The organism is Streptomyces sp. NBC_00597 (assembly GCF_041431095.1).
Lineage (GTDB): Bacteria > Actinomycetota > Actinomycetes > Streptomycetales > Streptomycetaceae > Streptomyces.
In genome coordinates this window covers 4,596,734-4,617,262 of sequence record NZ_CP107757.1, presented here as the reverse complement: position 1 = coordinate 4,617,262, position 20,529 = coordinate 4,596,734, and the positions used below count along the sequence as shown (strand labels likewise).

Annotated in this window: 16 protein-coding genes and 4 tRNA genes; 11 read left to right on the top strand and 9 right to left on the bottom strand. The window is 70.9% G+C overall.

What is annotated here, in order from left to right; translation table 11 throughout:
- Positions 1–26 precede the first annotated feature (26 nt).
- Positions 27–1,457 carry a sulfatase-like hydrolase/transferase gene (locus tag OG974_RS20720; protein ID WP_327284174.1) on the bottom strand — a complete coding sequence of 477 codons (1,431 nt, stop codon included), beginning with the start codon at positions 1,455–1,457 and terminating at the stop codon, positions 27–29.
- 129 nt (positions 1,458–1,586) lie between these two features.
- A complete protein-coding gene (locus OG974_RS20715) occupies positions 1,587–1,682 on the bottom strand; it encodes a putative leader peptide (RefSeq protein ID WP_352211348.1) in 96 nt (31 codons plus the stop codon).
- 160 nt (positions 1,683–1,842) lie between these two features.
- Here OG974_RS20715 and purF point away from each other — a divergent pair, with 160 nt between their 5' ends.
- Positions 1,843–3,360 (top strand): amidophosphoribosyltransferase, encoded by a 1,518-nt coding sequence (gene purF, locus OG974_RS20710; RefSeq protein ID WP_327284173.1) that lies wholly within the window; start codon positions 1,843–1,845, stop codon positions 3,358–3,360.
- A 106-nt stretch (positions 3,361–3,466) separates the two neighbouring features.
- A complete protein-coding gene (purM, locus tag OG974_RS20705) occupies positions 3,467–4,537 on the top strand; it encodes a phosphoribosylformylglycinamidine cyclo-ligase (RefSeq protein ID WP_371644013.1) in 1,071 nt (356 codons plus the stop codon).
- A 107-nt stretch (positions 4,538–4,644) separates the two neighbouring features.
- On the opposite strand, the gene OG974_RS20700 is transcribed toward purM, so the two are convergent.
- A complete protein-coding gene (locus OG974_RS20700) occupies positions 4,645–4,908 on the bottom strand; it encodes a DUF3073 domain-containing protein (protein ID WP_327284171.1) in 264 nt (87 codons plus the stop codon).
- Positions 4,909–5,190: 282 nt separating this feature from the next.
- Positions 5,191–6,312 carry a Glu/Leu/Phe/Val dehydrogenase dimerization domain-containing protein gene (locus tag OG974_RS20695; protein WP_328763156.1) on the bottom strand — a complete coding sequence of 374 codons (1,122 nt, stop codon included), beginning with the start codon at positions 6,310–6,312 and terminating at the stop codon, positions 5,191–5,193.
- A gap of 206 nt (positions 6,313–6,518) precedes the next feature.
- Between OG974_RS20695 and OG974_RS20690 the strand changes: the two genes are divergently transcribed.
- Both OG974_RS20690 and bldC read left to right on the top strand, forming a co-directional pair.
- Positions 6,519–7,373: a hypothetical protein gene (locus OG974_RS20690; protein ID WP_327284169.1), complete on the top strand. Its 855-nt coding sequence runs from the start codon at positions 6,519–6,521 to the stop codon at positions 7,371–7,373.
- 556 nt (positions 7,374–7,929) lie between these two features.
- On the top strand, positions 7,930–8,136 hold the full coding sequence (gene bldC, locus OG974_RS20685; protein WP_003949541.1) for a developmental transcriptional regulator BldC: 207 nt from the start codon (positions 7,930–7,932) through the stop codon (positions 8,134–8,136).
- Between the two features lie 635 nt (positions 8,137–8,771).
- Here the strand turns inward: bldC and OG974_RS20680 are convergent.
- A tRNA-Asp gene (locus tag OG974_RS20680) sits at positions 8,772–8,845 on the bottom strand.
- 69 nt (positions 8,846–8,914) lie between these two features.
- Positions 8,915–12,838, bottom strand: a complete 3,924-nt coding sequence (gene hrpA, locus OG974_RS20675) for an ATP-dependent RNA helicase HrpA (RefSeq protein WP_327284168.1) — start codon at positions 12,836–12,838, stop codon at positions 8,915–8,917.
- A 967-nt stretch (positions 12,839–13,805) separates the two neighbouring features.
- Between hrpA and OG974_RS20670 the strand changes: the two genes are divergently transcribed.
- Together OG974_RS20670 and OG974_RS20665 are read left to right on the top strand one after the other, a co-directional pair.
- Positions 13,806–14,543 (top strand): thioredoxin domain-containing protein, encoded by a 738-nt coding sequence (locus tag OG974_RS20670; RefSeq protein WP_327284167.1) that lies wholly within the window; start codon positions 13,806–13,808, stop codon positions 14,541–14,543.
- Positions 14,540–15,412, top strand: coding sequence for a cytochrome c biogenesis CcdA family protein (locus OG974_RS20665; RefSeq protein ID WP_327284166.1), 873 nt, complete (start codon positions 14,540–14,542; stop codon positions 15,410–15,412). Before OG974_RS20670 ends, OG974_RS20665 begins: the two co-directional genes overlap by 4 nt.
- A gap of 36 nt (positions 15,413–15,448) precedes the next feature.
- Here OG974_RS20665 and OG974_RS20660 read toward each other — a convergent pair.
- The 3 genes from OG974_RS20660 to OG974_RS20650 form a co-directional block, all read right to left on the bottom strand.
- Positions 15,449–15,525, bottom strand: a tRNA-Phe gene (locus OG974_RS20660).
- A gap of 22 nt (positions 15,526–15,547) precedes the next feature.
- Positions 15,548–15,621: transfer RNA gene (locus OG974_RS20655), tRNA-Asp, on the bottom strand.
- 39 nt (positions 15,622–15,660) lie between these two features.
- Positions 15,661–15,733 (bottom strand) — tRNA-Glu (locus tag OG974_RS20650).
- Between the two features lie 103 nt (positions 15,734–15,836).
- Here OG974_RS20650 and OG974_RS20645 point away from each other — a divergent pair.
- The 5 genes from OG974_RS20645 (at position 15,837) to OG974_RS20625 (ending at position 20,388) form a co-directional block, all read left to right on the top strand.
- Positions 15,837–16,187: a metallopeptidase family protein gene (locus OG974_RS20645; protein ID WP_266787084.1), complete on the top strand. Its 351-nt coding sequence runs from the start codon at positions 15,837–15,839 to the stop codon at positions 16,185–16,187.
- On the top strand, positions 16,184–16,717 hold the full coding sequence (locus OG974_RS20640) for a CrcB family protein (RefSeq protein WP_371644009.1): 534 nt from the start codon (positions 16,184–16,186) through the stop codon (positions 16,715–16,717). Before OG974_RS20645 ends, OG974_RS20640 begins: the two co-directional genes overlap by 4 nt.
- Positions 16,714–17,088 (top strand): CrcB family protein, encoded by a 375-nt coding sequence (locus OG974_RS20635; protein WP_371644007.1) that lies wholly within the window; start codon positions 16,714–16,716, stop codon positions 17,086–17,088. Before OG974_RS20640 ends, OG974_RS20635 begins: the two co-directional genes overlap by 4 nt.
- A 212-nt stretch (positions 17,089–17,300) precedes the next feature.
- Positions 17,301–17,813, top strand: coding sequence for a hypothetical protein (locus OG974_RS20630; RefSeq protein ID WP_327284164.1), 513 nt, complete (start codon positions 17,301–17,303; stop codon positions 17,811–17,813).
- Positions 17,814–18,090: 277 nt separating this feature from the next.
- Positions 18,091–20,388, top strand: a complete 2,298-nt coding sequence (locus tag OG974_RS20625; RefSeq protein WP_327284163.1) for a DEAD/DEAH box helicase — start codon at positions 18,091–18,093, stop codon at positions 20,386–20,388.
- Positions 20,389–20,529 lie beyond the last annotated feature (141 nt).

Here is a 20,529-nt window from a genome sequence, read left to right as displayed (position 1 = left end):
CCCCAGGGCCGTGACACCCCGGGAGCTCAGGCCGGGTAGGGCAGCAGTCCCGCATCCGTCCTCTCCCAGGCCGCGCGCAGTTGAGCGAGCCGGGCCGGCTCCAGGGCCGCCTTGTCGGCCTGCTCCCGGACGTCCCCGGCCAGGTTGAACAGCTGGTCCCGGCCCGTCTTGCCGCGGTAGTACTTCCAGTCGCCGCGGCGCAGGGCCCGCTCCCCGCGCACCCGCCAGAACAGGTTCCGCTCGGCGGGCTCCTCGCCGCGCAGCAGGTACCCGGCCAGGCTGGCCCCGTCCAGCGGGTGGGCCGGGTGCGGCCGGGTGCCGGCCAGCTCCAGCAGGGTCGCCGTCCAGTCCGGGGTGAAGACCGGGACCGCGCTGACCTGCCCGCCGTCGATCCGGGCGGGCCAGCGCAGGATGTTGGGCACCCGGATGCCGCCCTCCTGGAGGGAGGCCTTGTTGCCGGAGAGCGGCCAGTTGTACGAGAACCGCTCGCCTCCGTTGTCGCTGGAGAAGACGACCAGGGTGTCGTTCTCCTGCCCCGAGCGCGCCAGCGCCTTCAGCACCTCGCCGATCGAACGGTCGAGGTCCTCCACCATCTGCCGGTACTTCTCGACGGAGCCGCCGTCCTGGTGCCACAGGGCCCGCGAGTCGCCCGCCTTGATCCGGCGCTCGACCTCGGCGCTCGCCGCGGTGTCCCCGTCGGCGATCCACGGCCAGTGCGGGGTGGTGAAGTTGAGGTTGAGCAGCCACGGCCTGCCGCCGTGGTCGCGGGAGACGTACTCGCTCGCCCGCTCGGTGATGATCCGCGTGTAGTAGCGCAGGTCCTTGTACTCGGCGTCGCCCTCGTACAGGTCGTACTCGCCGCCGAGGCCCAGCTTGGAGTAGTACTCCAGGGCTCCGCCGAAGTTGCCGAAGAACTCGTCCCAGCCCGACTTGGTCGGGCTGTAGTCGGGCAGGTAGCCGCAGTGCCACTTGCCGATCAGCGCGGTGGCGTAGCCCGAGTCGCGCAGCAGCGAGGCCAGCGTCGGGTGGGTGGGTTCCAGGCCGGCGCTCTTGTCGGCGATGGGCTCGGCGAGCCCGCCCTCGACGCGGCCCGGGTAGCGGCCCGTGTACAGGCTGAACCGGGTCGGCGAGCAGGTGGCCGAGCCGGAGTAGGCGTCGGTGAAGCGGACGCCCTGGCGGGCCAGGCGGTCCAGGTTCGGGGTCTTGATGTGCGGGGCGCCGTACGAGGACAGGTCGGCCCAGCCGAGGTCGTCGCCCAGGACGAACAGGATGTTGGGCCGCCGGGAGTGCCGGCCGCGGGCGGCGCGGAACTCCCGCTCCTGCGGGCCGGTCCCGCCGGCCGCGGGGGCCGCCTGGGCCGGGCCCGCGGAGCCCAGCGCGACGGCGGCCGCCGCCGCGGTCGCACCGACCGCGCCGCCGAAGGCACGCCGGGACAGAGGAGGTTCGTACGAGGTCACAGGTACTCCAAGGCAGGGCCTGGCGGCCCGCCCCGGGCGGCGCGGGACGGCGCACGGCACGGCGGGGCGGGCTACGGCAGGGCGCAGCGAAAAGCGAAGAAAAGGAAGAAACGGGGAAGCGGCGAGTGACTACGCAGAACAGCGACAGATGGCGCTCGCGACACGGACCAGGTCTACGTGGCGGCGCTCGACGAGGGTGACGGCACGGTCACCGAGGGGCTGCATGAGCCGGAAGCCTGTACGAATGCACGACCGGGTGTCAACCACGGCATTCCGGATATCGAGACGGTCACCCTCCGCAGGGGTTACCCGACTGTCCGCACTGTGATTTTTGCGGACCGTCCCCAATTCGGACCAGTGGTCGATCTCGCCTACACTCGGAAGCGTGCCTCGTGGTGATGGACGACTCAACCACGACCTGCTCCCCGGCGAAAAGGGCCCCCAGGACGCTTGCGGCGTCTTCGGTGTCTGGGCTCCGGGTGAAGAGGTCGCCAAGCTCACCTACTTCGGACTGTATGCGCTACAGCACCGCGGACAAGAGTCCGCGGGAATCGCTGTGAGCAACGGTTCCCAGATCCTCGTCTTCAAGGACATGGGCCTCGTTTCCCAAGTCTTCGACGAAACCTCTCTCGGCTCGCTCCAGGGTCATATCGCGGTCGGTCACGCCCGCTACTCGACCACCGGAGCCTCCGTCTGGGAGAACGCGCAGCCCACTTTCCGCGCGACCGCCCACGGCTCCATTGCCCTGGGTCACAACGGCAACCTGGTGAACACCGCCGAGCTCGCCGAGATGGTCGCCGACCTCCCCCGTCAGGACGGCCGCGCCACCCAGGTGGCGGCCACCAACGACACCGACCTGGTCACCGCCCTGCTGGCCGGCCAGACGGACGACGAGGGCAAGCCCCTGACCATCGAGGAGTCGGCCGCCAAGGTCCTCCCTCAGGTCAAGGGTGCGTTCTCGCTCGTGTTCATGGACGAGGGAACCCTCTACACCGCCCGTGACCCGCAGGGCATCCGCCCGCTGGTCCTCGGCCGCCTGGAGCGCGGCTGGGTGGTCGCGAGTGAGACCGCCGCCCTCGACATCTGCGGCGCCAGTTTCGTCCGCGAAGTCGAGCCGGGCGAGCTCATCGCGATCGACGAGAACGGCCTGCGCACCTCCCGCTTCGCAGAAGCAAAGCCCAAGGGGTGTGTGTTCGAGTACGTCTACCTGGCGCGCCCGGACACCGACATCGCCGGCCGGAACGTCTACCTCTCGCGTGTCGAGATGGGCCGACGCCTGGCGAAGGAAGCCCCGGTCGACGCCGACCTGGTGATAGCGACGCCGGAATCCGGCACGCCCGCCGCCGTCGGATACGCCGAAGCCAGCGGGATCCCCTACGGCTCCGGCCTGGTCAAGAACGCCTACGTCGGCCGGACCTTCATCCAGCCCTCGCAGACGATCCGCCAGCTGGGCATCCGCCTGAAGCTCAACCCCCTCAAGGAAGTCATCCGGGGCAAGCGCCTGGTGGTCGTCGACGACTCGATCGTCCGCGGCAACACCCAGCGCGCCCTGGTCAAGATGCTCCGCGAGGCCGGCGCGGCCGAGGTCCACATCCGGATCTCCTCGCCGCCGGTGAAGTGGCCGTGCTTCTTCGGCATCGACTTCGCCACCCGGGCCGAGCTGATCGCCAACGGCATGACGGTCGACGAGATCGCCACGTCGCTGGGCGCGGACTCGCTCTCGTACATCTCGCTCGACGCGATGATCGAGGCGACGACCATCCAGAAGCCCAACCTCTGCCGTGCCTGCTTCGACGGCGAGTACCCCATGGACCTGCCCGACCCGCAGCTCCTGGGCAAGCAGCTCCTGGAGACCGAGCTCGCGGGCGGCACCGACGCCGCCGACGCGCTCCGGCGCCCGTAGCGCCGCGGCCCGCGTTCCCGGCTCAACCTGCGCCGGGCCCTGTCTTTGAAGCTATTCCCAGGGCCCGGCACCACCCGCAGTAACGACACGAAAGCTCTCTCCTGTCATGACAGAGAAGACCACCGGTGCCAGCTACGCAGCCGCGGGCGTCGACATCGAAGCGGGGGACCGCGCCGTCGAGCTCATGAAGGAGTGGGTGAAGAAGACGCAGCGCCCCGAGGTCCTCGGCGGCCTCGGCGGATTCGCCGGCCTCTTCGACGCCTCCGCCCTCAAGCGCTACGAGCGCCCGCTGTTGGCCTCCGCGACCGACGGGGTCGGCACGAAGGTGGACATCGCCCGCCAGCTGGGCGTCTACGACACCATCGGCCACGACCTGGTCGCGATGGTCATGGACGACATCGTCGTCTGCGGCGCCGAGCCGCTCTTCATGACCGACTACATCTGCGTGGGCAAGGTCCACCCCGAGCGTGTCGCGGCGATCGTCAAGGGCATCGCCGAGGGCTGTGTCCTCGCCGGCTGCGCCCTGGTGGGCGGCGAGACCGCCGAACACCCGGGTCTGCTCGGCCCGGACGACTTCGACGTGGCGGGCGCCGGCACCGGTGTCGTCGAGTACGACCGCCTGCTCGGTGCGGATCGCATCCGTACGGGTGACGCCGTCATCGCGATGGCGTCGTCCGGCCTTCACTCGAACGGGTACTCGCTGGTCCGGCACGTCCTCTTCGACCGTGCGGGCATGTCGCTCGACCAGCACGTGGACGAACTCGGCCGGACCCTCGGCGAGGAGCTCCTGGAGCCCACCAAGATCTACTCGCTGGACTGCATGGCCCTCACCCGTACGGCCGAGGTGCACGCGTACTCGCACATCACGGGCGGCGGACTCGCGGCGAACCTGGCCCGGGTCATCCCGGACCACCTGCACGCCACGGTCGACCGTTCGACCTGGACCCCGGGTGCGGTCTTCGACCTGGTCGGCAAGGCCGGTCTGGTCGAGCAGCTGGAGCTGGAAAAGACCCTGAACATGGGCGTCGGCATGATGGCCGTGGTCCCGCAGGAGTCGGTGGACGTGGCGCTGACCGCGCTGGCCGACCGGGGTGTCGAGGCCTGGGTCGCGGGAGAGATCCTGGACCGCGGCGCGCACACCGAGGGCGCGACCCTGACCGGCTCCTACGCGGGCTGAGACAACACTGAAACCCGGTCCGGGGCGAGGCCCTGGACCGGGTTTGTGTGTTGCTCAGCGGGGGTCAGCCACTGGCTGCCACCTGCATGGTGCAGACGTGAAAAGCGTCAAGCGCCGCGACGCTGTTGCGACGGGCCGGACTCTTCGTCCTCGTCGTCGTCGTCATCGCTGTTGTACAGATCCGCGTACCTGGCGTACGGGTCGTCGTCGTCCTGATCGTCATCGACTTCGACCGGTTCGCTGACAGGCAGCGGTTCCGTCGGCGATGCGCCCAGCTCATTGGCCAGACGCGAGAGGTCAGTCCCGCCGCTGTTGTACTTCAGCTGGCGGGCGACCTTTGTCTGCTTGGCCTTGGCCCGGCCGCGCCCCATGGCTCGACCCCCTCGGTGACGGGGCTCGACGGCCCCAGAGTCTGACACGCGTTCATGGTTCGGAGCGGGCTCTCCGTGGAGAGACCGTCCGTAGGGGTTTAACGGTACCTGCTTCCGCGGCCATACGGTACGCCGCCCGCATGACGTGCCCCGGTGCAGGACCAATGAGGCGCCCCGTCCTCGCTGGTCAGCTGCGATTTTAACCCTTTCCTGGCCGGCGACCCGCCGAAGTGCAGTGAGTTCCGTCTCGCCGCAACCCCGGCGGGCGCACGTCAGGGGCCGTTACGACGCGTCGGCAGCCGGGGCCGAGCCCTTCGCGGCCTTCGCGGCGCGGGCGTCCGCCATGCGCTGCTCGGCGATCCGGTCGGCCGCCGCGGCCGGCGGAATGCCGTCAGACTTTGCGCGAGTGAAGATCTCCAGCGTGGTGTCGAAGATCTTCGTCGCCTTGGCCTTGCACCGGTCGAAGTCGAAGCCGTGCAGCTCGTCGGCGACCTGGATGACCCCGCCCGCGTTGACCACGTAGTCCGGGGCGTAGAGGATGCCGCGGTCCGCGAGGTCCTTCTCGATGCCCGGGTGGGCGAGCTGGTTGTTCGCCGCACCGCAGACGATCGAGGCGGTGAGGGCGGGCACGGTGTCGTCGTTCAGGGCGCCGCCGAGGGCGCAGGGGGCGTAGATGTCCAGGCCCTCCGTGCGGATCAGCGCGTCCGTGTCGGCCGCGACGGCGACCTGCGGGTGCTTGTCGAGGATGCGGCGCACCGACTCCTCGCGCACGTCCGTGATGACGACCTCGGCACCGTCCTCCAGGAGGTGCTCGACCAGGTAGTGGCCGACCTTGCCGACACCGGCCACGGCCACCTTGCGGCCGCGCAGGGTCGGGTCGCCCCACAGGTGCTGGGCGCTGGCCCGCATGCCCTGGAAGACGCCGAAGGCGGTGAGGACCGAGGAGTCGCCGGCGCCGCCGTTCTCGGGGGAGCGACCGGTGGCCCAGCGGGTCTCGCGGGCGACGACGTCCATGTCCGCGACGTACGTGCCGACGTCGCAGGCGGTGACGTAGCGGCCGCCGAGGGACTCCACGAACCGGCCGTAGGCCAGCAGCAGTTCCTCGGTCTTGATGACGTCCGGGTCGCCGATGATCACGGCCTTGCCGCCGCCGAGGTCGAGTCCGGCCATGGCGTTCTTGTACGACATGCCGCGCGAGAGGTTCAGCGCGTCCTGGACGGCCTCCTCGTCGGAGGCGTACGCGTGGAAGCGCGTACCGCCGAGGGCGGGGCCCAGGGCGGTGGAGTGGATGGCGATGACGGCCTTGAGTCCGGTGGCCCGGTCCTGGCACAGCACGACTTGCTCGTGGCCGCCCTGCTCCGTGCGGAACAGGGTGTGCAGGACGCCGTCGGTCATTTCGGTCACGGTGGTGACTCCCATGGAAGAGATGCGGCGGAATGACGCCCGCCCTGCGGGTGGGGGAGGGCGTGCTGGGAGCAGAGTAAGACCTGCGGGGCGTGCGCAGGTGATCTGTCCGAGGATCGAAACCCTCCCGTGGTACGGGCGCCCGTGCTCCGGGCCCGCGGGCGCAGGGCGGAGTACCCCGGGGCGGTGCGGGGGAGTACGAGAGCGTGAGCGAATCCTCCGACCCCAAGCTGCCCTCGGCGCGCTCGGCGCCGACCGTCCCGTACGCCTCCTACCTGCGCGTCTACGAGCCCCTGGCCGCTTTCGCGGAGCCGGAGCGCACGCACTGGGCCTCGTACGCCCGGCGCGGGGTGGTGCCCACCGCCCAGGACGAACTGCGTCGCTCCCTCTCCGATTTGGTCCGGGTCCCGGTGGTCGGGGTGCCCGCGCACGAGAGCGCGGACGCCTTCACGGCGGAGGTGGACGGGGTGCTGCTGGTCTGCCCGTGGCGGACCAGGCTCCGGGGCTGGCTGGCGCTCCAGGAGCTGGCCGAGCAGTTCCCGCTCCCGGTGCTGGACGCGGCGCTCCCACCGGTGGCGCGGCGGCGGGCGGCCGAGGACTACGAGCGCTGGCGCGAGCGGAACCCGGACGCGCGCCCCTGGATCCGCACCGCGGTGTGGCAGGTGCCCCTGCGCTGGTTCGTGCTGGTGGCCGACGACGAGCGGGAGTACGTGCCGGGCGAGCGGATGCGTTACCGGACGCCGATGGTGCAGGCCCGGCGGCGGCTCGCGCGGGGGCTGCGGATCCTGCGCGCGGCCGAGGAGTACGAGGGGCTCGCGGAGGGGCTGGTGGACGTCGGCAGCTGGCTGGAGGAGTTCCACCCGCGGTCGATGGTCGAACTGGACTACGGGGGGCTGGTCCACGCACTGCCGGCGGACCGGCTGCGCACCGACCGCTCGGCACGGGACGTCGCGGTGGGCATCGCGGCGCTGCGGGCCGGGGACGAGACCGGCGCGGCGGAGGCGTACGAGGAGCTGGCGGAGCGCTGGCGGGAGGTCCGGGAGAGGCTGTTCGCGAACTGACCCGGTGGCGGTGGGCGGCGGCCGGACGGAGCTGGCGTACCGTGCGTATCGGTCGATCTGCCATAAGTGGCAGATCAGGGGCATGATCACCCGATTCGGGTCTTAGTTCCAGGACCTACGTCCCGATACGGGCCATTGGCCCAAGCGTGACGGACCGCACTAACCACACCCTTGCGCCCTTCCCCTACCCTCGTGCCAAAATAGGACAAGGAGTCCGGGGAGGGTTCCTTCCGCCCAACTAAGGGCGGAATGCTCGGCATTGCACTCTACGGGGGGTCCTGACGACTCCTGATCGCTCTGTGACTGATCGTCACAGTGGGGTGACTGTCCGTTATGGGGCGGTCCATCGGCTTCCGCCGCTGATGAACACCTCGGAGGGCAATTCCATCGGTTTGGCCGTCGAGGCTGGACGGATGGTGTAGTTGTAGTGCCGAGGACAAGCCGTTCGTCCTATAACCGACTCGGCCCGCGTATGTCCATTTCGGGCAACGCGGGCCAAGGTGCAGAATTTAGAGGAAAGAACCGAGATGGTTCGGTTCTCCCGAGGAGGCCGCTCATGACCGCTCGCACCCCTGATGCCGAGCCGCTGCTGACCCCGGCTGAGGTTGCCACGATGTTCCGCGTGGACCCGAAGACGGTCACCCGCTGGGCCAAGGCTGGCAAGCTCACGTCCATCCGCACCCTGGGTGGACACCGCCGTTACCGCGAGGCCGAGGTTCGCGCTCTGCTCGCGGGAATTCCGCAGCAGCGCAGCGAGGCCTGAGGTCGCGCAAGCACGTAAGCACCCCGCTTTACCGGGGTTGAATCGGGTCCCCCAATCCGATGAAACCCACATGGCTTCAAACGCTTGGACCTGCCCCAACAGGTTCTCGTCGTTCGATCGCGCTGGACTCCGCCGGGTCCAGCGCGATCTTTTTTATGCCCCGGGGCGGGGGGAGATCGGGCGGGTGCGGGACGCCGGCGAGGTAGGTGCCATTGCACATATTAAATCGAGCACGCGTATGGGTGCGATAAAAGTGCGAGTCTCAAAAACTCATGTGGTGACTCCCGTCACAGGCTGTCACTCTTGTGTAACGCGCAATGCACCCGTAAGGGGACGTGCGTTGCAGAGCGCCTCATGCGGACGGGGGATTTTCGCCGTCGGATGCGTTCTGGGAGTGGCCGCGGAGTGACGGCTGCCCCGCCCCGTGGCGATCATTCCCCTCCAGAGGCCCCGGGGTGGCCCCCCGGGGCCTCTGGCGGGCCCTCAGGGGCGCCCGGAGGGTGCGGGGGAGACGATGACGGCGGGGCGGCCACGGAAACGCCCGTGACCGTCCGTCGGGCCGCCGCCGGGGCGGACCGCGCGACGGCAACGCAGAAGGGCCCGCATCCTTGAGGATGCGGGCCCTTCTGTTGCTGCGAACCTGACGGGACTTGAACCCGCGACCTCCACCTTGACAGGGTGGCGAGCTAACCAACTGCTCCACAGGTCCTTGATTTGCTGCCGCTGGGCGGCTGCGAATCAGACTGTACCGCAGCTCAGGGGGTGCAGTCGAACCGGATCACGGAGCCGCCGCGTCCACCGCCTTCACGATCCGTTTGTCGGAGACCGGGTACGCGGTCCCGAGGGCGTGTGCGAAGTAGCTGACCCGCAGTTCCTCGATCATCCAGCGGATGTCGGTGACCGTGGACGGCACCGGCCGGCCCTTCGGTAGCTGCTCCAGCAGCCACGCGTACTCGTCCTGCATCTCGTGGACCTTCTCCATGCGCGTGGTGTCGCGCTGGGCGCCCGTCGGCATCTGCTGGAGCCGCCGGTCCACCGCCACCAGGTAGCGCATCAGGTCCGGCAGCCGGCGCAGGCCCGTCAGGGTCACGAAGCCCGCCGGCACGAGGGCCGCCAGCTGCGTCCTCACGTCCTGCACGTTCGCCACCAGGGCCAGGCTGTTGGTGGCCTTCAGACGGCGCTCACAGGCCTGCCAGGCGGCCAGCACCTGCTGCACCTGGGCCACCGTCCGCACCGTCGTGTCCACGAGGTCCGCGCGCACGCCCTCGTACAACGCCCGGAAGCCCGCCTCGTCCCAGGCAGGGCCGCCGTGGTCGGCGATCAGCTTGTCGGTCGCCGCGGTCGCGCAGTCGTCGAAGAGCGCCTGGATCGAGCCGTGCGGATTCCTGGACAGGGCCAGCTTCTGCTGGTTGGTCAGGTGGTCCGAGGCGAACTTCGCCGGATTCACCGGGATGTTCAGCAGGATCAGCCGCCGGGTGCCCAGCCACATCGCCTGCTGCTGCTCGGCCTCGGTGTCGAAGAGCCGCACGGAGACGCTCGCGCCCTCGTCCACCAGCGCCGGGTACGCCTTCACGGGCTGGCCCGCCCGCCGGGTCTCGAAGACCTTGGTCAGCGTGCCGATCGTCCAGTCGGTCAGACCGGTGCGCTCCACCGACTCGCCGCCCGCCCGCTCGGCGGTGGCGGCCGCGGCCTGGGACAGGGCCTGACGGGCCTTCGGCTTCAGCTTCAGCCGCAGGGCCTCCAGGTCCTTGTCCTCGGCGACGTTCTTGCGGCGCTCGTCGACGATCCGGAAGGTGATCTTCAGGTGGTCCGGGACGCGGGACAGGTCGAAGTCCTCGGCGGAGACGGGTACCCCGACCATCCGCTGGAGCTCGCGCGCCAGGGTCACCGGAAGCGGCTCCTGCAGGGGTACCGCCGAATCCAGGAACCGGGACGCGAAGTTCGGCGCGGGCACGTAGTGCCGGCGGATCGGCTTCGGCAGGGACCGGATCAGCTCCGTGACGACCTCTTCGCGCAGGCCGGGGATCTGCCAGTCGAAGCCCTCGTCGGTGACCTGGTTCAGTACCTGGAGCGGGATGTGGACGGTCACGCCGTCCGCGTCCGCGCCGGGCTCGAACTGGTAGGTCACCCGGAACTTCAGCTGCCCCTGCCGCCAGGAGTCCGGGTAGTCGGCCTTGGTGACCCCGGCCGCCTTCTCGGTCAGCAGCATCTCGCGCTCGAAGTCGAGGAGCTCGGGCTCCTCGCGCCGCTTGTGCTTCCACCAGGAGTCGAAGTGCGCCCCCGAGACCACGTGCTCGGGGATCCGCTGGTCGTAGAAGTCGAACAGGGTCTCGTCGTCCACCACGATGTCGCGGCGCCGCGCCCGGTTCTCCAGCTCCTCGACCTCGGTCAGGAGCTTGCGGTTGTCGGCGTAGAACTTGTGGTGGGTCCGCCAGTCGCCCTCGACCAGCGCGTTGCGGATGAACAGCTCGCGCGAGACCTCGGGGTCGATCCGGCCGTAGTTGATCTTCCGCTGGGCGACGATCGGCACGCCGTACAGCGTGACCTTCTCGTACGCCATGACGGCCGCCTGGTCCTTCTCCCAGTGCGGCTCGCTGTACGTGCGCTTGATCAGGTGCTGGGCCAGCGGCTCGACCCACTCGGGCTCCACCTTGGCGTTGACCCGGGCCCACAGCCGCGAGGTCTCCACCAGCTCCGCCGACATCAGGAACTTCGGCTGCTTCTTGAAGAGCGCCGAACCGGGGAAGACCGCGAACTTGGCGGACCGGGCCCCCAGGTACTCGTTCTTGTCGGTGTCCTTGAGGCCGATGTGCGAGAGCAGGCCGGCCAGCAGCGAGACGTGCACGTGCTGCTCGGGGGCGTCGGCCTCGTTGACGTGGATGCCCATGCCCTTGGCGACCGTGCGCAGCTGCGAGTAGATGTCCTGCCACTCGCGGATCCGCAGGAAGTTCAGGTACTCCTGCTTGCACATCCGGCGGAAGGAGGACGAGCCGCGCTCCTTCTGCTGCTCGCGGACGTAGCGCCACATGTTCAGGAACGAGAGGAAATCGCTCGTCTCGTCCTTGAACCGGGCGTGGTTCTGGTCGGCCTGCGTCTGCTTGTCCGAGGGCCGCTCGCGCGGGTCCTGGATGGACAGCGCCGCCGCGATGACCATGACCTCGCGGACGCAGTTGTTCTTGTCGGCCTCGACGACCATGCGGGCCAGGCGCGGGTCCACGGGGAGCTGGGAGAGCTGGCGGCCCATCGGCGTGAGCCGCTTCTTGGGGTCCTTCTCCGACGGGTCCAGCGCGCCGAGCTCCTGGAGCAGCTGGACGCCGTCGCGGATGTTGCGGTGGTCCGGCGGGTCGATGAAGGGGAACTTCTCGATCTCGCCGAGGCCGGCCGCGGTCATCTGGAGGATGACGGAAGCCAGGTTCGTGCGCAGGATCTCGGCATCCGTGAACTCGGGACGGGCGTTGAAGTCGTCCTCGGAGTAGAGCCGGATGCAGATGCCGTCCGAGGTGCGGCCGCAGCGGCCCTTGCGCTGGTTGGCGCTGGCCTGGGAGATCCGTTCGATGGGCAGGCGCTGCACCTTGGTGCGGTGGCTGTAGCGGGAGATCCGGGCGGTGCCCGGGTCGATCACGTACTTGATGCCCGGGACGGTCAGGGAGGTCTCGGCGACGTTCGTGGCCAGGACGATCCGGCGCCCCGCGTGCTGCTGGAAGACGCGGTGCTGCTCGGCGTGGGAGAGGCGGGCGTACAGGGGCAAGACCTCGGTGAAGCGAAGATTCCGCTTGTTCAGGGCGTCCGCCGTGTCGCGGATCTCGCGCTCGCCGGAGAGGAAGACCAGGACGTCGCCGGGCCCCTCGGACTGGAGTTCGTCCACGGCCTCGCAGATCGCCGTGATCTGGTCCCGGTCGGAGTCCTCGGAATCCTCCTCCAGCAGGGGCCGGTAGCGGACCTCGACGGGGTACGTACGGCCGCTGACCTCGACGATCGGGGCGTCCCCGAAGTGCCGGGAGAACCGCTGCGGGTCGATCGTCGCCGAGGTGATCACGACCTTGAGGTCGGGGCGCTTCGGCAGCAGCTGGGACAGGTAGCCCAGCAGGAAGTCGATGTTGAGGGACCGCTCGTGGGCCTCGTCGATGATGATCGTGTCGTACGCGCGCAGTTCGCGGTCCGTCTGGATCTCGGCGAGCAGGATGCCGTCGGTCATCAGCTTGACGAAGGTCGCGTCCTGGTCCACCTGGTCGGTGAAGCGGACCTTCCAGCCGACGGTCTGCCCGATCTCGGACTTCAGCTCCTCGGCGATCCGCTCCGCGACCGTGCGCGCGGCGATCCGGCGGGGCTGGGTGTGCCCGATCATGCCCCGGACGCCGCGGCCCAGCTCCATGCAGATCTTGGGGATCTGCGTGGTTTTGCCGGAACCGGTCTCACCGGCGACGATCACGACCTGGTGGTCGCGTATCGCCTCGGCGATCTCGTCCTTCTTCTGGCTGACGGGCAGGTTCTCGGGATACGTGACCTCCGGCATCCGCGAGGCACGGCCGGACAGTCGCGCGGCGGCCTTCTCGGCCTCCGCGGCGATCTCGTCGAGCACGGCCTGCTTGGCCTCGGGCTTGCGGATGCGGCGGGCGCCTTCGAGGCGGCGGCCGAGGCGGTGCGCGTCACGGAGGGAGATCTCACCGAGAAGCGTCTGCAGGGCGGCGAAGGAAGTAGACATACCTGATCGAGGATCTCACCCGCAGGCGCCGGGTGGCGAACGCATTTGTGCCCCCTCCCCGTACCATTTCGGGACGAGATCGCCTGAACCGACCCGCCGACCGAGTGAGAGGCCCGCCATGTCCCGCGTGCGCGTCGTGTGGTGCACGGTCGCTGCGCTGGCGGTATGGGTGACGGCCCTGACCGGCCCCGGCCCCGTACCCGCGGCCGGGGCGGCCCCGACCCCGGGCCGGATCGCAGGCGTCGCGGCCGCGACTGCGGCTGCGCGAGCCGCGCGGTCCACGGTCGCGAGCGCGGCGCTCCGCCCCGACTATGCCGCGCCGTCGCCGTCGGCCGCAGGGATCCCGTCGGCCGTCCGGCCGGCCCCGGCTGCCGCGGCCGTTCCCCCTGCCCGAGCCGCACGGACCGTGCCGGCCGGGCGAGCCGCGCGGACCGTGCCCGCCCACCGGATCCCATGGACCGTGCCGGCCGGCCCGGCCTCCCCGGCTGCGCAGGCCATGACGGCTTTCCCGGCCGCGGCCGGGTCGGGGTCCGCGGACGCGGGGGTCCGGCCGGGTCCTGCTCCGGCTGTCCGGAGCGTGCTGGCCGGGCCGGCTTTCTCGGCGGCGGCCGGGTCGGGGTCCGCGGACGCGGGGGTCCGGCCGGGTCCTGCTCCGGCTGTCCGGAGCGTGCAGGCCGGGCCGGTTGCGGACGTGGCTTCCGGGTCCGGTGGGCGGGGGCCCGGGTGTGAGCCCGGGAGGGGCGATCGGCCGCAGGGGCCGGCCGGGCCGGTGCGGGGCGAGCAGGGGCACGTTCCCGCCGGGCGGCCCCTGTCACCCCAGAGCTGTTCCTCCGCGCCGCGCGCGCAGGTGCTCGTACGCGGGCCCGACCGGCCGGCGCCGGGTCCGGTGGAGCTGTCCGTGATGCGGGTGTAGAGGACCGGCCCTTCCACCGGTCCCTTTCACCACCCGTTGCTCTGGAGCACCCGTATGCCTTCTTCTCCTTCCTCTTCCGCCCGCAAGCGGCTGCTGATCTCCGCCGGGGTCGCGCTCGCCGCCGTCACCCTCGGGATCGTGTCCTGGCAGGCCACCGCCCCCGAGGACGCCCCCGCCAGGACCTCCTCCGCCGCGGCCGCCCCCAAGGGCTCCGACATCCACGCCGAGCTGGCGAAGCTCGCCCGGCGCGAGCCCGGCGACAAGCTCGCCGCCGGCCGGGCCGACGCCCCCGTCGTGTTGATCGAGTACTCCGACTTCAAGTGCGGCTACTGCGGCAAATTCGCCCGCGACACCGAACCCGAACTGGTGAAGAAGTACGTCGAGGACGGCACCCTGCGCATCGAGTGGCGCAACTTCCCGATCTTCGGCGCCGACTCCGAGGCCGCCGCCAAGGCCGCCTGGGCCGCCGGCCGGCAGGACCGGTTCGCGCAGTTCCACGCGGCCGCGTACGCGGACGGCGCCAAGGAGAAGGGCTTCGGCCAGGCGCGGTTGCTGGAGCTGGCCGGCGAGGCCGGGGTCCCGGACCTGGAGCGCTTCAAGCAGGACATGACGGGCGAGGCCGCCGCGGCCGCCCTGCAGAAGGACCAGGAAGAGGGCTACCGCATCGGCGTCAGCTCCACCCCGTCCTTCCTGGTCAACGGGCAGCCCATCGCGGGCGCCCAGCCGCTCGACGCCTTCGCCGCAGCCATCGCCAAGGCCAAGGCCCAGGCGCAGCCGCAGGCCGCCAAGTGACCGGCGTCGGCGACATCGGCTACCTGGCAGCCCTGCTCGGCGGGCTCCTCGCGCTGCTCAGCCCCTGCAGCGCACTGCTGCTGCCCGCCTTCTTCGCGTACTCGATCGACTCCGCCTCGCGGCTGCTGGCGCGGACCGGGATCTTCTACGCGGGCCTCGCGAGCACCCTCGTCCCGCTGGGCGCGGCGGGCTCGTACGCCGGCCGGTTCTTCCACAGCAACCGCGACGGACTCGTCCTGGCCGGCGGCTGGCTGATCATCGCGCTCGGGCTCGCGCAGATCCTGGGCCTGGGTTTCACCTCGAAGCGGATCTCGGAGCTGTCGGGGCGGATCCGGCCGACCACCGCCCTGTCGGTGTACGCGCTGGGCGCGGTCTACGGGCTGGCAGGGTTCTGCGCCGGCCCGATCCTGGGCAGCGTCCTGACGGTGGCGGCGGTCAGCGGCAGCCCGGTCTACGGCGGCCTGCTGCTCGCGGTGTACGCACTGGGCATGGCCGTACCGCTGTTCTTGCTGGCGCTGCTGTGGGAGCGGTTCGACCTGGGCCGGCGGCGCTGGCTGCGCGGGCGGGCCGTCCGGGTGGGCCGCTTCGAGCTGCACACCACCTCGCTGCTCTCGGGGCTGTTCTTCATCGCCCTCGGCGCGCTGTTCCTCGCGTACGACGGGGCGAGCGCACTGCCGGGGCTCCTCGACGTGGACGACTCGTACGCGGTGGAGCAGCGGGTCCGCGTCCTCGCGGACGCGGTGCCGGACTGGGCGCTGCTCGGGCTGGTGGCGGCGGGCGCGGCGGCGGTCGGCGTGACGCAGTGGCGCCGCAGCGAGCGCGGTGAGCGTGGGGAGCGCCAGGAGGACGGGGCGCGGGAGAACGGGTAACGCAGAAGGCCCCGTCCGATGGACGGGGCCTTCTTGTGGTGGCTGGGGCCGGGGTCGAACCGGCGACCTATCGCTTTTCAGGCGATCGCTCGTACCAACTGAGCTACCCAGCCACGAGACCGTTTCCGGCCTCAGCGATCCTGACGGGACTTGAACCCGCGACCTCCACCTTGACAGGGTGGCGAGCTAACCAACTGCTCCACAGGACCTTGCAGTGTGCGAGACAAAGTCTTGCACACGGTAATGCGTACCCCCAACGGGATTCGAACCCGTGCTACCGCCTTGAAAGGGCGGCGTCCTGGGCCACTAGACGATGAGGGCTAAAGGCCCGCCGGGCACTTTCCAGCGCGTCGGGGACGTGAGAAGCATATGGGATCCGGGGAGCTATCGCCAAAACGGTTTCTCCCGGAGGGACAATGGCCCGGTGCTGGAGATGACGCGCGAGGAGTTCGAAGAGCTCGTCGCAGAGGCCCTGGACCGCATCCCGCCCGAGCTGACGCGGCTGATGGACAACGTGGCGGTGTTCGTCGAGGACGAACCGCCGGCGGACGATCCCGAGCTGCTGGGGCTGTACGAGGGAACCCCGCTGACGGACCGCGGCGAGTGGTACGCCGGTGTGTTGCCGGACCGGATCACCATCTACCGCAACCCCACGTTGCGGATGTGCGAGGACCGGGAGAGCGTGATCGCGGAGACGGAGGTCACCGTGGTGCACGAGATCGCCCATCACTTCGGCATCGACGACGACCGGCTGCACGCGCTGGGCTACGGGTGACCGGCCCGGAGCGGGCCGGGAGCATCGGCGCGGCCACCGGCGTCGGCGCCCGCGCTGAGGCGATCGACCCGGACGTCGATCTCCATGTGCCCGGGCAGCGCGCCGAGCGGCCCGGGCCGGTGCTGGCCGCGATCGCCGTCGGCGGCGCGCTCGGGGCGTCGGCGCGGTACGGGGCGGCGCTGCTGTGGCCGGCCGGGCCGGCGGCCTTCCCGTGGACGACGTTCTGGACCAACGTGATCGGCTGCGCGCTGATCGGGGTGCTGATGGTGCTGATCAGCGAGGGCGGCCGGTCGGCGCCGCATCCGCTGGTCCGGCCGTTCGTCGGGGTCGGGGTGCTCGGCGGGTTCACCACCTTCTCCACGTACGCGGTGGACTTCTCGCGGCTGCTGGACGCGGGGGAGGCCGTGACCGCGCTGGCGTACGCCGGGCTCACGGTGGTGGGGGCGCTGGGCGCGGTGTGGGCGGGGGCCTCGGTGACCCGCCTCGCAACGGGCCTCGCGGTGCACGGCGGACCGCGGAGGTCGCCGTGAACTGGCTGCTGGTGGTGATGGGCGCGATGGTGGGGGCGCCGCTGCGCTATCTGACGGACCGTGCGGTGCAGGCGCGGCACGATTCGGTGTTCCCGTGGGGAACGTTCGTGGTGAACGCGGGCGCCTGCCTGGTGCTCGGGCTGCTGACGGGGGCGGTGTTGGCCGGTGCGGCGCCCGGGCGGTTGAACCTGCTGTTGGGGACCGGGTTGTGCGGGGCGCTGAGCACCTACTCGACGTTCTCGTACGAGACGCTGCGGCTGTACGAGCGCGGCTGGCGGTTCCTGGCGGTGGCGAACGTGACGGCCTCGGTGCTGGCGGGGCTGGGCGCGGTGACGCTGGGGGTGCAGGTGGGGCGGCAGTTGTTCGCCTGAGCCGGTTCCGGTCGCACCTTCCCGGCCGCCCCCGGGGTCACACCCGCGGCCCCGCCGGTGTGCGCGGGGCGGGTCGGCGGATTGCGGACAGGCGGTGTCCCCAAGGGCGTGTCTCTTACGGGGCAAAGGGAGTTGGGCACATTGACCCGCTCACTGCGGACCCTGAACGCCCTCCCCCGGCAGCCGCCGGGGAGACCCCCAGGAGGTGCCCCGTGCGCCAGTTGTCCGCCTCCCTCCGGCTGGCCGTCTCCGCGCTCGCGGTCGCTGCCACCGCGGGCTGCATGAGTGTCGGTGAGGACGCCGCGAAGCCCGGGCCGTCCTCCTCCTCGGACCGCAAGGCGGCGGCCGAGGCCGGAGGTTCCGTATCCGGCAAGAGGTCGGGGGTCCACGGCGGCGGCCACGGCTCGAAGCCCGGCGCGGCGGGCGAGGAGGGCAAGCAGGCCGAGGACGGCAAGGCGTCCGGCGCCACCGGGGCCTCCCCCAGCCCGGGCGCGCCCGCAGGCCGGCCCGGGGCCCCCTCGCCGTCGGCCGGTCCGGGCGGCGGCGCCGGCGGCCAGGGGCCGCAGCAGCCCACCTCGGGCGGATCCGGAAGCAGTGGTTCCGGTGGGACGCAGGTCTCACCGCCGCCCGTCCATCTGCCGAGCCCGGAACCGCCAGTGACTTCGCCCACTCCCGCGGACCCTTCGCCCCCGGCTCCGGAGCCCAGCGCGTCGCCCACTCCGTAGCCGCGGGTGGCTCCCAGGGGCTCCCGGGCTCGGCGCCCGGTTCCCCGGAGCGGGAGGATCGTCGCAGGTCAGAGGGGATGTGGCAGGGGCGACTTGCCAGACCCCCAGGAGGGTGCGTATGGTTATAGATCGTTTGATCCCATTGCCCGGCGCCGAATCCGAAGAGCGCCGTGTGGCGCGTACTCTCCCTAGCCGTGGCTGACCGCATTGAGGCGGTCGATTTGCGATTCACGGAGTTTGGGCGCGTGCCGAGACTCCGGAAGGTTTCGCATTTCGCATGTCCATTTCCAGTTCTGACCGTGCCGTCATGCCCGAGAACGACTCGAACGAGATCGTCGACGCCGTCGAGGCCCTCGTGGTCACCGAGGCGATCGAGGCCGCTGAGGCGGACGAGATCATCGAGGCTCTTGAGGCCGACGTGACGACCGACCAGTCCATCGACGCCGAGGCGGACGACGCCGACGCCGAGCCCACCATCACCTTCGGCGACCTCGGTCTGCCCGAGGGCGTCGTGCGCAAGCTCGCGCAGAACGGCGTCACCTCCCCCTTCCCGATCCAGGCCGCGACCATCCCGGACGCCCTGGCCGGCAAGGACATCCTCGGCCGCGGCCGCACCGGCTCCGGCAAGACCCTCTCCTTCGGTCTGCCGACCCTGGCCCGCCTGGCCGGTGGCCACACCGAGAAGAAGAAGCCCCGCGCGATCATCCTCACGCCGACGCGTGAGCTCGCGATGCAGGTCGCGGACGCCCTCCAGCCCTACGGCGACGTGCTCGGCCTGAAGATGAAGGTCGTCTGCGGCGGTACCTCCATGGGCAACCAGATCTACGCCCTGGAGCGCGGTGTCGACGTCCTCGTCGCCACCCCGGGCCGTCTGCGCGACATCATCAACCGCGGCGCCTGCTCCCTGGAGAACGTCGAGGTGGCCGTCCTCGACGAGGCCGACCAGATGGCCGACCTGGGCTTCCTGCCCGAGGTCACCGAGCTGCTCGACCAGATCCCCGGCGGCGGCCAGCGCATGCTCTTCTCCGCCACCATGGAGAACGAGATCGGCACCCTGGTCAAGCGCTACCTGACCAACCCCGTCACGCACGAGGTCGACAGCGCCCAGGGCAACGTCACGACCATGACGCACCACGTCCTCGTCGTGAAGCCGAAGGACAAGGCGCCGGTCACGGCCGCCATCGCCGCCCGCAAGGGCCGCACCATCATCTTCGTCCGCACCCAGCTGGGCGCCGACCGCATCGCCGAGCAGCTCGTCGAGGCCGGCGTGAAGGCCGACGCGCTGCACGGCGGCATGACGCAGGGCGCCCGTACCCGCGTCCTCGCCGACTTCAAGGACGGCTACGTCAACGCGCTCGTCGCCACCGACGTCGCCGCCCGAGGCATCCACGTCGACGGCATCGACCTGGTCCTGAACGTGGACCCGGCCGGCGACCACAAGGACTACCTGCACCGCTCGGGCCGTACCGCCCGTGCCGGCAAGTCGGGTGTCGTGGTCTCCCTGGCCCTGCCGCACCAGCGCCGCCAGATCTTCCGCCTGATGGAGGACGCGGGCGTGGACGCCTCGCGCCACATCGTCCAGGGCGCCGGCGCCTTCGACCCGGAGGTCGCCGAGATCACCGGTGCGCGCTCGCTCACCGAGGTCCAGGCCGACTCCGCGAACAACGCCGCCAAGCAGGCCGAGCGTGAGGTCGCCGACCTCACCAAGCAGCTGGAGCGCCTGACGCGCCGTGCCGCCGAGCTGCGCGAGGAGGCCGACCGCCTGGTCGCCCGCTCCGCCCGTGAGCGCGGCGAGGACCCGGAGGCCGCTGTCGCCGAGGTGGCCGAGGCCGCCGAGGCCGAGGTCGCGGCAGCCGTCGCGGCCGCGCCGGTCGCCGAGGAGCGTCCGTCCTTCCAGGCCCGCGACGAGCGCGGCAACTACGAGCGCCGCGACAACCGTCGTGACGACCGCGGTGGCGACCGCGGTGGCGACCGTGGCGGCTTCCGCGGTGGCGACCGTGGCGGTGACCGTGGCGGCTTCCGTCGTGACGACCGTGGCGGTGACCGCGGTGGCTTCCGTCGTGACGACCGTCCGTCGGGCGGCTTCAACCGTGACGACCGCGGTGGCGACCGTGGCGGCTTCCGCCGCGACGACCGTCCGTCCGGTGGCTTCCGCTCCGGTGGCGACCGTCGTGACGACCGTGGCGGTGACCGTGGCGGCTTCCGTCGTGACGACCGTCCGTCGGGCGGCTTCAACCGTGACGACCGTGGTGGCGACCGTCCGTCCGGTGGCTTCCGCCGCGATGACCGTCCGTCCGGTGGCTTCCGCTCCGGTGGCGACCGTCCGTCCGGTGGCTTCCGCCGCGACGACCGCCCTTCCGGTGGCTTCAACCGTGACGACCGTGGTGGCGACCGTCCGTCCGGTGGCTTCCGCCGCGACGACCGCCCGTCGGGCGGCTTCCGCTCCGGCGGCGGCGACCGCCCGTACGGCCGCCGCGACGACCACCGCCCGTCCGGCTCCACCGGCTCCACCGGCTCCACCGGTTCCTTCGGTGGCCGTCGTGACGACAAGCCCCGCTGGAAGCGCAACGGCTGACCCCGGCTGTCGGCCCTGAGCTGACTGCCCGACAGGGCCCCCACGACACCGTCGTGGGGGCCCTGTCCGCGTTTTGTGAGCCGTGACGGGGCCGGTCGGTCGATACTCGATCGGCTGGCCGTTGGTCTCCGGCTATGCTCT

Bases quoted from the DNA above. Each gene is read 5' to 3' on its own strand.
- OG974_RS20715 (WP_352211348.1), bottom strand. From the start codon at position 1,682: ATGCAGCCCCTCGGTGACCGTGCCGTCACCCTCGTCGAGCGCCGCCAC.
- hrpA (WP_327284168.1), bottom strand. From the start codon at position 12,838: ATGTCTACTTCCTTCGCCGCCCTGCAGACGCTTCTCGGTGAGATCTCC.
- OG974_RS20625 (WP_327284163.1), top strand. From the start codon at position 18,091: ATGTCCATTTCCAGTTCTGACCGTGCCGTCATGCCCGAGAACGACTCG.
- OG974_RS20700 (WP_327284171.1), bottom strand. From the start codon at position 4,908: ATGGGGCGCGGCCGGGCCAAGGCCAAGCAGACAAAGGTCGCCCGCCAG.
- bldC (WP_003949541.1), top strand. From the start codon at position 7,930: ATGACCGCTCGCACCCCTGATGCCGAGCCGCTGCTGACCCCGGCTGAG.
- OG974_RS20670 (WP_327284167.1), top strand. From the start codon at position 13,806: ATGCCTTCTTCTCCTTCCTCTTCCGCCCGCAAGCGGCTGCTGATCTCC.
- purM (WP_371644013.1), top strand. From the start codon at position 3,467: ATGACAGAGAAGACCACCGGTGCCAGCTACGCAGCCGCGGGCGTCGAC.